This window comes from Archangium violaceum, from assembly GCF_016859125.1.
Lineage (GTDB): Bacteria > Myxococcota > Myxococcia > Myxococcales > Myxococcaceae > Archangium > Archangium violaceum_A.
The window spans coordinates 4,734,779-4,746,872 of sequence record NZ_CP069338.1; the positions used below are offsets into that span (position 1 = coordinate 4,734,779).

Here is a 12,094-nt window from a genome sequence, read left to right on the forward strand (position 1 = left end):
AGTGAGCCCGGACGCGCCCTCGACTCCGGGGTTGCTCGCGGTGGACCTCGGGCTGCGCTCGGGGCTCGCCTTCTATGGGGACGACGGGCGGCTGCGCTGGTACCGCTCGCAGAACTTCGGCTCCCAGTCACGGCTCAAGCGCGCGGTGCCGGCGGTGCTGCACTCGGCCGGGCCGCTCGCGTGGCTGGTATTGGAGGGCGGAGGGCCCATCGCCGAGGTCTGGGAGCGCGAGGCCGCGCGGCGGGCCCTCCCCGTGTTGCGCGTATCCGCCCAGGACTGGCGCGCCCGGCTCCTGTACGCCCGTGAGCAGCGCAGCGGGGGCCTCGCGAAGGACGCCGCGGATGGGCTCGCGCGCCGGGTGATCGAATGGTCTGGAGCGCCGAGGCCCACGTCGCTGCGGCATGACGCGGCGGAGGCGGTGTTGTTGGGCTTGTGGGCGGTGCTCGAGGTGGGGTGGTTGGCACAGGTGCCGCCCGAGGTACGCCGCTAGCGCCCTCTCCCTCTGGGAGAGGGCGGGGGGTGAGGGTCGTCACCCAGCGTGTCACCGTGCGAGGAATACCCTCACCCCAACCCTCTCCCAGAGGGAGAGGGAGCATCACGCGCGCTTCGAGCTTTCTCCCGTCACCACCGCGGATCCAATGAGGTGCGCCAGCCGCAACGCCTCCGGCACATGCCCCCGGTCCGTGAGGCGCTTCAAGGCCTCCGCCACCCACTCGGGCTCCGCGCCCTGCACCTGGAACGTGAAGCCTCCGAGCTGGTGGATGGGGCCCGCCCGCCTCAGCAACTCCAGCCTCCGCTCCGCGCGGGGCAGGTGGCGCAGCGCGCGCTCCATCGCGTCCAGGTCCGGCAACCGCCGCATCACCGACACACAGGGCTTGCCCAGCGTATGCGCCAGCCGCGGCAGGTCCACCACGTTGAAGCCGCCGAAGGCGATGCCATCCAACAACACCAGGTGCAGCTGCGGCAGGAACTTGCCGCCCACCAGCAGCCGGCACACCTCGTCCGTCGCCGTCCACCCGTCCTTGCGCACCCGTCCCCAGACGAGTCCCTCGAAGCGCGTGCCGGCGCACACCACGCCCACCAGCGGCACCCTCGCGCCTGGACGTCTGGCGAAGGGGGCATCATCGAAACCGGCGACTCGGGGCAGGGGAGGCAGACGCATGCGCATGAAAAAGAAAGAGCCCGACCCCAGCCGAGGTCGGGCTCCAGGAATCATCCGTGGTGCGGACTATCCGGCGGCGCGAACGTTCTGCGCCTGCAGGCCCTTGGGGCCACGCGTGATCTCGAACTCCACGCGCTGTCCCTCGGCCAGGGTGCGGAAGCCATCCATGTTGATGGCGGTGTGGTGGCAGAACACGTCCTCGCCACCTCCGTCCTGCGTGATGAACCCGAAGCCCTTAGCGTCGTTGAACCACTTGACCGTACCGGTTGCCATGAATCGTTCTTCTTTCGTCACAGCGGCGGCACACGAACCGCCGTTCCCAACCCGAACTTGAGCCGGGGGTTCAGGCGTAGTCCGTCCGCTCACAAAAGTCGAGAGGACGGCCCCGCCGACTGTTCACGTTCGTGCAGCGTTGATGCCCGACTCCAATGCATCCACATCCGCGGATTCCAGCTGCGCCGTTTCTCCCGTGGGCGGCTCGAAGCCGGCGCGGCCGATCTGCTTCGTCCCGTACTGGGGGAAGAAGGGGGCCAGCACATAATTCCGGAAACACCACCCGAAGAAGCTGCGCTGGTTGAGCTCCGGGTTGATGCGGGGGGCGAGCTTCGCGTGAATCTCGGGGAGGGTGCTCCAGTGGGCGCCGGCCACCTCGTGGTGGGCCGAGTGCAGACCGTTGTTGAAGAGCAGGAAGTTGATGAGCTTGCCATCGAAGCTGCGCGAGTGGTCGTGCTCGCTCCAGGGGTCCGCGTGGACGTGCTGGATGTAGTTGAAGAACATGATGGTCCACAGCGCGAAGAGCGCCGGGATGAGGAAGGCGAAGCTCCACACCATGATGCCGCGCCCCAGCCCGTGCCACGCGATGGCCACCCCGAGCAGCGCCAGGTGCAGGCCGGCCCACGTGCAGTACTGGGTGATGATCTGCCGGTAGAGCACGGGGTTGGACTGACGCGCCTTGCGGATGTACTGCTTGATGGGATCGCTCTGCCAATACGACGAGACGAAGAAGTACGTGAAGGCGACCCACCAGTTGTGCTTGTTGGTGTAGCGCCAGGTGATGGTCGCGTCGCCCGGCTTGTTGACGTACTTGTGGTGGTTGAGATTGTGCGTGGGCACCCAGGCGAACGTGGGGTAGCCGTAGAAGTGCGCCAGCCACAGGCTCATCCAGAAGTTGAGCTTGCGGCTCTTGAAGGTCGGGCAGTGGTTGTGGTTGTGCGCGATGACGCCCGCGGACAGGGCCAGATAGCAGCTGATCGGACTGAGGTAGGGGATGAGCGCGGGGTTGACGTACTGCGCCATCGCCACCACGGGCATGAAGAGGCACCAGAGAAGAGTTCGATAGTCGGCTGCGTAGCGGAGGCTCATGGCGCCGGAGGCTACATCCAACCCCCCCAGGGGTCCCTAATACTCTTTCGCTGGAGTCGAGCAGGCGAGTTCACCGGTCGGCGAAAGCCGGGACACGTGCCTACTCTTGTCCTGGGAGGTCATGAGCCATGGATCGCAGCCCTGTTCCCCCCGCCCGGGGCGCCACCGTGCGCGGCGCGCTGGAGGCGGAGTTGGCCTCTGCGCCGCAGACGGGTCTCACCACGAAGGAGCTCTCCGGGCTGGTGGGCATCTCCGAGAAGGACGTGGCCGGGCACCTGGAGCACCTGGAGAAGTCGCTCCGGGCCGGAGGCGCCGCGCTGGAGGTGATTCCCGCCGAGTGCCTGGCGTGTGGCTACGTCTTCCGTGACCGCAAGCGCCTGAGCCGGCCCGGCTCCTGCCCCGAGTGCCGCTCCACCCGCATCGACCCGCCCGCGTTCCGCATCCGCTGAGAGTCCAAGAATGAATGCTCCCTCTCCCCTCGGGAGAGGGGGGGAGGGTACCCGGGCCCGTTCTCCAACCCGTGGCCCACGGTGGGGACAGGGGTTCAACCCGGGTTCGTCCGATACCCTCACCCCGTCCCTCTCCCGAAGGGAGAGGGGAAGTGGCCGCGGACTAGGCCGGCTTGATGGTCGGCTTGCCCTCACCGGCGATGGCGGACATCGGGGTCTCGATGCGCATGCCGTAGAAGGAGCGGTAGACGAACACCATCGACGCGATGAAGAAGAGGCCCGCGAACACCCGGGTGATGGTGGCCTGGCCGGCCGCGCTCAGCTCCACCGCCAGCTCCACCGCCAGCAGGCCGAAGAGCGTGGTGAACTTGATGACGGGGTTGAGCGCCACGGACGAGGTGTCCTTGAACGGGTCTCCCACCGTGTCGCCCACGACCGTGGCGGCGTGCAGGTCCGTGCCCTTGGCCTTGAGCTCCACCTCCACCAGCTTCTTCGCGTTGTCCCACGCGCCACCGGCGTTGGCCATGAAGACGGCCTGGTACAGACCGAACACCGCGATGGAGATGAGGTAGCCCACGAAGAAGTACGGCTCGAGGAACGCGAAGGCCAGGGTGCTGAAGAACACGCCCAGGAAGATGTTGAGCATCCCCTTCTGCGCGTACTGGGTGCAGATCTCCACCACGCGCTTGGAGTCGCTCACGCTCGCCTTCTCCACGCCCTCCAGCTTGATGTTGGCCTTGATGAACTCCACCGCGCGGTAGGCGCCCGTGGACACCGCCTGCATGGAGGCGCCGGAGAACCAGTAGATGATGGCGCCTCCCGTGATGAGTCCCAGCAGGAACGGGGCGTGCAGCAGCGACAGGTTGGACGCGTTGGCCGCGTTGAGCGAGCGGAAGCCGTCGCCGGCCACGGTGATGCCCACCAGGATGACGATGATGGAGAAGATCATCGTCGTGGCGCCCACCACGGCGGTGCCGATGAGCACCGGCTTGGCCGTGGCCTTGAAGGTGTTGCCCGCGCCATCGTTCTCCTCCAGGTACAACTTGCCCTTCTCGAAGTCGGGCGAGAAGCCGAAGTCCTGCTGGATCTCCCCCTTCACGTTGGGGATGTTCTCGATGAGCGACAGCTCGTACACGCTCTGCGCGTTGTCCGTCACCGGGCCGTACGAGTCCACCGCGATGGTGACCGGGCCCATGCCCAGGAAGCCGAAGGCCACCAGACCGAAGGCGAACACCGCCGGGGCGATCATCAGCGTGTTGGGGATGTCCACGCTGAAGAAGTAGGCCCCGCCCATCAGCGCCGCGATGATGATGCCCATCCAGTAGGCGGAGAAGTTGCCGGCCACCAGGCCCGAGATGACGTTGAGCGACGCACCGCCCTCGCGGGAGGCCGTGACGACCTCGCGCACGTGACGGCTCTCCGTGGAGGTGAAGACCTTGATGGCCTCGGGGATGATGGCGCCCGCCAGCGTGCCGCAGGTGATGATGGCGGAGAGCTTCCACCACAGCGTGGGATCTCCCGCCAGGTTCGGGATGAGCAGGTAGGAGACCAGGAACGTCAACGCCACGGACACGATGGAGGTCAGCCACACCAGGAAGGTGAGCGGGGCCTCGAAGTTCATGTGGTCCACGTTCTTGTACTTGCCGCCCTGGAGGATGCCGTTGATGCCGTAGGAGCCCAGGCTCGCCAGCACCATCACGATGCGCATCATGAAGATCCAGACGAGCAGCTGGACCTGGAACTCGGCCCCTGGCACCGCCAGGAGGATGAAGGTGATGAGCGCCACGCCCGTCACGCCGTACGTCTCGAAGCCATCCGCCGAGGGGCCCACCGAGTCACCCGCGTTGTCACCCGTGCAGTCGGCGATGACGCCCGGGTTGCGCGCGTCGTCCTCCTTGATGCGGAAGACGATCTTCATCAGGTCCGACCCGATGTCGGCGATCTTCGTGAAGATACCGCCCGCGATGCGCAGCACCGATGCGCCCAGCGACTCACCGATGGCGAAGCCGATGAAGCACGGGCCCGCGAAGTCCGCCGGCACGAAGAGCAGGATGATGAGCATCAGCAGGAGCTCGGTGGAGATGAGCACCATGCCAATGGACATACCGGCCTGCAGGGGAATGGCGTACGTGGGGTAGGGCTTGCCACGCAAGCTGGCGAACGCCGTGCGGCTGTTGGCGAAGGTGTTCACCCGGATGCCGAACCAGGCCACGCCGTAGCTGCCGGCGATGCCAATGAGGCTGAACGCCAGGATGGTGATGACCTTGATGGGCGCCATGTGCCGCAGGAAGTAGAAGTACACCACCATCACGGCGCCAATCAGCACCTCGAGGACGAGGATGAACTTGCCCTGGGTGATGAGGTACGTCTTGCACGTCTCATAGATGAGCTCGGAGATCTCGAGCATCGACTTGTGCACCGGCAGCTTGCGCAACGCCGTGTATTGCAGGAAGCCGAAGATGAGGCCGAAGAAGGCCACCGCGATGCCAGCCATCAGCAACGAGTGCCCGTTGAGTCCGCCCACGAACGTCACCGCGCGGAAGTCCGGGAGGACGAGATCCGCCTCGCTCGCGCGCGCGGTGCTGCTGGCCATCAGTGTCAGGAGCCCGAGGACCCCCGCGATCCTGCTCATGACGCTCGAGAGAGCGCCATGCCGTGAAATGCATTTCATGGTGTGCAACTCCTCAGAAGCTCATCAATGTGTTGTGACGCGCGGCGCTCTCCTCCCCCGCGCGCCGGGTACACCAGGGATGCGAGTCGAGGGGTTGGCCGCCTGCGGGCGGAGAGCCGCTCGCCGACGCTTCAGCACAGCCTCGCCCTTCAGGGTCAGAGAGCACGCCTGAAGGCTGCTCACATGTACCACCACAGGGGGAGGAAAGTCGAATTCCCGGGATTTTGTTGATTACTGGCTGTTTTGTCAGACACCCACCTTGTCGGGTGGGCCGTCTCGGCTTCACAAAACAAAACGCCCGTCCGGGGCCCGGAGGCCGCCAGACGGGCGTGTGAGGGTTTCCGCGTATGTAACGACTACTGCACCTTCACGTTGATTGTCTTGAGGACCTGATCGCCGCGGAGGATGCTGACGGTCCAGTCGCCGGCCTTGTTCATGCGCACGCCGGTCCACTGACGGGCGCGCCAGCCCTCGCCCTTGATCCTCACGTCCTTGGTCTCGCGCACGACATTGCCCTGCTTCACCTGGACCATCAGGTCATCGATGGTGTCGCCCTGCGGGACCAGGTAGGACTGCCACAGCATCATGCTGGTGTTGGCCTTGACGGCGTCGGGGTTGGCCTCGGCGATGCACTCGAACTTGTTGGGGCCGTTCTTGGCCACCTCGGTGCACAGCTTGGCGTCCACCAGCACGGGGCCCTGGCCCTGCGCCTTGTAGAAGTAGTCCCAGGTGCTCTTCACCGCCTCGGCGGACGGCGTCTTCACCGGCTCCTGCGCCGGAGCCGCCGCGTCCTGAGCCGCCGCGTCCTGAGCCATCGCCACGCCGCCAAACGCCACCATCGCGCACATCGCCAGCTTCTTCAGATTGCCTGCCATTGCGTTTCCCCCTCAATCGGGTTTGCGCCCCAGTGTCTAGCACAGGACGGGCCCCGGTTGGCCACGGGGGCCTCAACCCCAGAGGAAGAAGGCGAGGGTGACGAGCGGCAGGTAGACGAAGAAGGCCACCAGCAGGAAGCCGAGGATGTCCTTGAAGTCCAGCCGCGCCACCGCGAGCAGAGGCAGGGCCCAGAAGGGCTGGATGAGATCCGTGGCCATGTCCCCCCACGCATACGCGAGCACCACCTTCTCCGGCACCACGCCGAGCGTCCTCGCCGCCTCCAGCAGGTAGGGCGCTTCGATGGCCCACTTGGAGCCGCCCGAGGGCACGAAGTAGTTCACCACGCCGCTGTAGAGATAGACGATGGCGGGGAAGGTGCCCGGCGTGGACAGCGACACGAAGAGCTGGCCGATGCGCTCGGTGAGGCCGGTGGCCTTGAAGATGCCGTAGATGCCCGCGTAGAGCGGGAACTGCAGGACGATGCCGTGCAGCACGCTCGCGGCCTCCTCGCTGGCCTTGAGCAGGCGCGCGGGCGTGCCATGCAGCAGCACCGCCAGCGTGAGGAAGAGGAAGTTCACCACGTTGAGGTTGAGGGCCCTCCAGCCGCCGTTGAGCCCCAGGTGGCGCGCGAACCAGAGCAGCCCCAGCACGCCGAAGAGCACGTTGAGCAGCGGAGAGAAATCCAGCCACACTGCGGGGCTCCTCTCGCGCGGGCGCACGGGCGGCTCGAAGTCCTTCAGTTGCTCGAGGATGGTGGGGTCCACCCGCACCGCCTGTCCGGGGCGCGGATGGAGCGCCCATGCCAGCAGGGTGAGGCCTCCCACCACCGCCACGGTGAGCCCGAGGTTGAAGGGCGAGAAGAGCGTGCGGTCGATGGGGATGACGCCCAGCTGCTTCTCCAGGAAGTGGCCCGGAGTGGCCACCAGCAGCGGCGCGGAGGCGGACAGGCCCGCGTGCCACGTGGCGCCCAGGCCGAAGTAGGCACAGGCCACCAGCAGGCGGTAGTCCACCTCCGGCTGCCGCCGCACCACGAAGCGCACCAGCATGGCGCTGGCCACCAGCGACAGGCCCCAGTTGATGTAGGCCAGCCCCATGGACACGGCCGCCATGAGCACCACCGCGCTCCGGGGGCCCCGTGCCAGCCCCGCCAGGCGCTCCAGCAGCGCGCGCACCGGGCGGGTGAGGGCCAACAGGTAGCCGGTGAACATCACCAGCGCCATCTGCATGGAGAAGGTGAGCAGCTCCCAGAAGCCACCGCCCCAGGACTCCAATACACGCGGCGCGGGCGCCCCCGCCCAACCCAGGGCCAGCCCCATGGTGAGCAGCGAGAGCAGCACCGCGATGGCGAACGAGCTGGGGACGAAGCGCGCGGAGAATCGGCCGAGGGATTCCGCGATGCGTACGAGTGTTTCCACGGGACGTCTGACTCCGAGAGAGGGGGCGGGTGTCGTACACCCCGGGCCCATCTGAACACGGAGCAGCACGCCTTCCGAGAAAACCGGTGCACGCCCCTTCCGGGTCCGCGGTCCCTCTCCTGACAGCCAGCACACACTTCACGCCGCCCGTGTGTCTGGATTTCGTCGGAAGGGGTGCGTCGGATGTCCTGGCCTGTCAGGGAATGCGCAGCCCCCCACTTGTCCGTCCCACGGACAATGGCCATACCCGCACCAATGGCCTACCGCATCCATATCCCAGTGGAGCTGTGGAGCACTTTGAAAGCGCTTCCACCCGCGTTCATCGATCGGCTTCACCAGCGTATTGATGACATCGCCCAGCTCGCGGAAGTTGCTCCTCCCCTCAACCCGCTCTGGTTGAAGCTCGGTGCCACGGATCGGCCCCTGCTGCGCTGCATGGTGGATGGCTACGCCCTGCTCTACGAGGTCGACGAGTCCTGCCGCACCGTCTCCGTGCTCGACGTGGAGCAGGAGGAGGGTGACGCGCCCGTGCTGGCCTCCGGGTTGATCGCCGCCAACGGTCGTCACTGAGCCACACCGGCTCGTCGAGAAGGTCTCCTCACCCCGGGTGAGCAGGAGGAGCACGCTCCGCCCCCAGGTCTGTCCCACCTCGCATCCCTCCCAGGCCGTGTCCATCCTCACGCCCCGCGCACCGGGTCGCGCGCCCGTGTGTTCTCCAGGCGCCCCGCGCGGGGGCGGAAATGGGCGGCGGAACGGTAGAAGTTTCAGCCCGGCTCTGGTGCTTTTTACAGTCCCCCCTCGCGGCCCCCCGCACCAGGGAATGAGGGGATATGCGCCGATAGTGCCCTACAGGGAGGGGCTTTCAGCCACTTCTCGACGCGGTAAGTCCGCGAATCGCTTTCCAACGTGTCGGCATGAACATGGCATGGGAAGTGAGTGCCGTGGAACCCACCTTCCATCCGAGTTGCGCCTGCCTGACTCCGCACCCGGAGATCGCGGAGTGCCCCACCGTCTTGCGGGGAACCTCCGAGGTCCGTCCACCCCTGGCACCCACGCTGCCCCCCTCTCGTGAGCGGGGGGAGAAGCTCGTGGGCCAGCGCTTCGGCAGCTTCGTGTCCCGGCGCGAGTTGGGGCGCGGGGGCATGGGCACGGTGCTGCTCGCCGAGCACGTCCTCATCCCCAAGCGCGTGGCGGTGAAGGTGCTGCACCGCCACCTGGCCGAGGAGCCGGAGCTCGTCGCGCGCTTCCTCGCCGAGGCGCGCGCCATGAGCCTCGTGCAGCACGAGAACGTCGTCACCGTCTACGACCTCGACACCCGCGAGGGCCGCCCCTACTTCGTCATGGAGTACCTGGAGGGGCAGAGCCTGGCCGCCTTCGCGCGCGGGCCGCTCGAGCCGGCGCTGGTGGTGGAGCTGCTCGCCCAGGTGTGTGATGCGCTCGGCGCGGCGCACGCGCACGGCATCATCCACCGCGACCTCAAGCCCGCCAATGTCTTCCTCACGCCGGGCCCCCACGGGCGCCACCGGGTGAAGCTGCTCGACTTCGGCATCGCCAAGCGGCTCGTCCGGCTCGACGGGGAGACGCCCACCCGCACCGGCGTGCTCATGGGCACTCCCGAGTTCATGGCGCCCGAGCAGTGCGGCGGCAAGGACGTGGACGCGCGCACGGACCTCTACGCGGTGGGGGTGCTCGGCTATCTGCTGCTCACCGGCGCCGCGCCCTTCAGCGGCAGCAACGCGGCCGAAATCCTCGTGGCCCACCTGCAGCGGGCCCCGCGCCCGCTCCACGAGGTGCGCCCGGGGATTCCACCCGCGCTCTCCGCGGTGCTGATGCGCGCGCTCGCCAAGCATCCCGATGCGCGCTACGCCACCGCCGCCGAGCTGCGCGCCGCGCTGGAGGCCAGCATCTCCCGGGCGCGCACGCCCGCGCCGCTGCCGCCCACCGTGGGCTTCACCGCGCGCGTCCCGGTGCATGGCTCGCTGGGCGTTCGCGAGTACCCCTGCGAGCGCGTGGGCCGTACCGGTCTCTTCCTGCGCACCGGCGAGGAGCCGCCCCCCCTGCGCTCCGACGTGTCGTTGCTGCTGCGGCTGCCCGGGGGCGAGCTGCAGTGCACCGGCCAGGTGGTGCGTCACGTGACGGCCGAGCAGGCCCGGGCGTGGAACATGGCCCCGGGCTTCGGCGTGGAGCTGCGCGACACCACGGCCTCCTTCCAGCAGACGTTCGCCCGGCTGCTCGCGGGGGAGCCGACCCCGGTGCCCACGCCTCCTCCCGCGCCCCAGGATGATGCCCGCGCCGAGCCCCTGCTGCGCGAGTTCCGCCAGCGCCTCTCCGGGGACCACTACGCCGTGCTGGGCATCCCCCGGGACGCGGACGCCGACAGGGTGCGCGCCCACGCGCGCGAGTGCCGCAACCGGCTCGAGCCGCTGCTCGCGCTCCCCCTGTCTCCCGGCCAGCGCGCCCTCGTGCAGCGCGCCCTCTCCCGGGTGGCCCAGGCGCTGCTCGTGCTCGGCCACCTGGAGCGGCGCGTGGAGTACGACGCGGAGCTGCGCAACCTGGAAGGGGTGATGCGCTGCCTCGCCGCCGGCCTCACCGTCACCACCCTGGAGGCGTGCCGCCAGCGCTTCCTCGCGCGCCACCCGGAGATCGGCGGCCACTCGGCGCTGCACCTCGCCTCCGGGGATGCCTTCCGAGCCGCCAACCGCCTGCCCGAGGCCCTGTCCTCCTACGAGGCCGCCCTCCGCGTGGATCCGCTCCACCTCGAGGCGCTCAGGCGCTGGCATGCCCTTCGAGTCAGGCTCCGGAGCAATGCGTCGCCCGCGACCCACCGTTAGGATGGGTCCCCGCGCATGGCCTCCGATCCTTCCGACCTCGATGACAAGCTTCCCACCCAGGGCCGCTTCAACCGCTTCCGCAAACTCGCCGGCCTCTCCGCCCAACTCAGCGCGGACGTCCTGAAGAGCGGGGCGAAGCGGCTCGTCGGCCAGGAGCCGGAGCTGCTCAGCAAGGCCGCCGCCGAGAAGCTCGTCTCCACCCTGGGGGAGCTCAAGGGCGCCGCCATGAAGCTCGGCCAGGCCGTGTCCATGGACACGGAGCTGCTCTCCCCCGAGGTGCGTCAGGTCATCGCCCGCCTGCAGAACGAGGCTCCGCCCATGCCCTACGAGGTGGTGGCGCGTGTCATCCGCGAGGAGCTGGGGGACGCCCCGGAGGCCCTCTTCCGCGAGCTCGACACGGCGCCGCTCGCCTCCGCCTCACTGGGCCAGGTGCACCGCGCCGTGCTGCACGACGGCCGCCCCGTGGCCGTGAAGGTGCAATACCCCGGCATCGCCCAGACGCTCACCGGTGACATGGACAACCTGGGCCTGGTGGTGAAGACCGTCTCCAAGGCCTCGCGCCTCGCCGACGGCACCGCCTACTTCCGCGAGCTGCGCGACGAGCTGCTCCTGGAAACGGACTATCTGCGCGAGGCCGCGCTGTGCACCGCCTTCGCCCGCGGCGTGACGCGCCTGCCGGACCTGAAGGTGCCCGAGGTCATCACCGAGCGGACCACCGGGCGCGTGCTCACGCTGGAGCTGCTCCAGGGCCGCACCCTCAAGGACTGGGTCGTCTCCACTCCCTCCGCCGAGGAGCGCTACCGCGTGGCGCGCCAGCTCATCCTCGCCATCTACGGGCCCTTCTTCACCGCCGGGGAGATGCACGCGGATCCACACCCGGGCAACTTCATGGTGCTCGAGGATGGACGGCTGGGGCTGCTCGACTTCGGCTCCATCAAGCGCTTCTCCCCTCGCTTCGTGGACGCCAACCGGCGCATGTTCGTGCACGCCATGCGGCTGGAGCCCATGGACGTGCTCGGCCTGAGCCGCGAGGTGGGCTTCACCACGGAGCTGCCGGACGCGGAGGCCACGGAGCTCATCCAGGAGATTCTGCACATCGCCGGACGGCCCATGCGCTCGGCGCCCTACGACTACGCGGCGTGCTCCATCACGCGCGACATGAAGCTGCACTTCGCGCGCAACGCCGCCCGCTTCCTGAAGATCCGCCCACCCGCCGAGGCGGTGATGTTCTTCCGCTCCACCGGAGGACTGGCGCAGAACCTGCGGCTCATCGGGGCGCAGGGGGACTTCCGCCGCGTGTACCAGGAAGTCGCCGCGCTCCTGTGAGC

Annotated in this window: 11 protein-coding genes; 5 read left to right on the forward strand and 6 right to left on the reverse strand. The window is 68.2% G+C overall.

Features of this window, described 5'->3' with window-relative positions; genetic code table 11:
- Nucleotide 1: 1 nt before the first annotated feature.
- Nucleotides 2-490 (forward strand): hypothetical protein, encoded by a 489-nt coding sequence (locus JQX13_RS20390; protein ID WP_203410618.1) that lies wholly within the window; start codon nucleotides 2-4, stop codon nucleotides 488-490.
- A gap of 105 nt (nucleotides 491-595) precedes the next feature.
- On the opposite strand, the gene JQX13_RS20395 is transcribed toward JQX13_RS20390, so the two are convergent.
- From JQX13_RS20395 to JQX13_RS20405, 3 genes are all read right to left on the reverse strand, one after another.
- Nucleotides 596-1,162 (reverse strand): DUF99 family protein, encoded by a 567-nt coding sequence (locus JQX13_RS20395; protein WP_203412131.1) that lies wholly within the window; start codon nucleotides 1,160-1,162, stop codon nucleotides 596-598.
- A gap of 66 nt (nucleotides 1,163-1,228) precedes the next feature.
- The gene (locus JQX13_RS20400; protein WP_203410619.1) at nucleotides 1,229-1,435 is read right to left on the reverse strand and encodes a cold-shock protein; all 207 of its coding nucleotides are present in this window, start codon (nucleotides 1,433-1,435) and stop codon (nucleotides 1,229-1,231) included.
- A 123-nt stretch (nucleotides 1,436-1,558) separates the two neighbouring features.
- The gene (locus tag JQX13_RS20405; protein ID WP_239014951.1) at nucleotides 1,559-2,524 is read right to left on the reverse strand and encodes a fatty acid desaturase family protein; all 966 of its coding nucleotides are present in this window, start codon (nucleotides 2,522-2,524) and stop codon (nucleotides 1,559-1,561) included.
- A 128-nt stretch (nucleotides 2,525-2,652) separates the two neighbouring features.
- Between JQX13_RS20405 and JQX13_RS20410 the strand changes: the two genes are divergently transcribed.
- Complete coding sequence (locus JQX13_RS20410; protein ID WP_203410620.1) at nucleotides 2,653-2,973, forward strand: transcriptional regulator; 321 nt, start codon at nucleotides 2,653-2,655, stop codon at nucleotides 2,971-2,973.
- Nucleotides 2,974-3,136: 163 nt separating this feature from the next.
- On the opposite strand, the gene JQX13_RS20415 is transcribed toward JQX13_RS20410, so the two are convergent.
- The 3 genes from JQX13_RS20415 to JQX13_RS20425 form a co-directional block, all read right to left on the reverse strand.
- The gene (locus JQX13_RS20415) at nucleotides 3,137-5,605 is read right to left on the reverse strand and encodes a sodium-translocating pyrophosphatase (RefSeq protein ID WP_203410621.1); all 2,469 of its coding nucleotides are present in this window, start codon (nucleotides 5,603-5,605) and stop codon (nucleotides 3,137-3,139) included.
- Between the two features lie 395 nt (nucleotides 5,606-6,000).
- Entirely contained in the window at nucleotides 6,001-6,519 is a 519-nt protein-coding gene (locus tag JQX13_RS20420) for a hypothetical protein (protein ID WP_203410622.1), read from the reverse strand.
- A 72-nt stretch (nucleotides 6,520-6,591) separates the two neighbouring features.
- Nucleotides 6,592-7,935, reverse strand: a complete 1,344-nt coding sequence (locus JQX13_RS20425; RefSeq protein ID WP_203410623.1) for a short-chain fatty acid transporter — start codon at nucleotides 7,933-7,935, stop codon at nucleotides 6,592-6,594.
- Between the two features lie 297 nt (nucleotides 7,936-8,232).
- Between JQX13_RS20425 and JQX13_RS20430 the strand changes: the two genes are divergently transcribed.
- The 3 genes from JQX13_RS20430 to JQX13_RS20440 all read left to right on the forward strand — a co-directional run bounded on the left by JQX13_RS20430 (nucleotide 8,233) and on the right by JQX13_RS20440 (nucleotide 12,092).
- Complete coding sequence (locus tag JQX13_RS20430) at nucleotides 8,233-8,505, forward strand: type II toxin-antitoxin system RelE family toxin (protein WP_203410624.1); 273 nt, start codon at nucleotides 8,233-8,235, stop codon at nucleotides 8,503-8,505.
- A gap of 371 nt (nucleotides 8,506-8,876) precedes the next feature.
- A complete protein-coding gene (locus tag JQX13_RS20435; protein WP_239014953.1) occupies nucleotides 8,877-10,766 on the forward strand; it encodes a serine/threonine-protein kinase in 1,890 nt (629 codons plus the stop codon).
- 15 nt (nucleotides 10,767-10,781) lie between these two features.
- Nucleotides 10,782-12,092, forward strand: a complete 1,311-nt coding sequence (locus JQX13_RS20440) for an ABC1 kinase family protein (protein WP_203410625.1) — start codon at nucleotides 10,782-10,784, stop codon at nucleotides 12,090-12,092.
- Nucleotides 12,093-12,094: the final 2 nt, after the last annotated feature.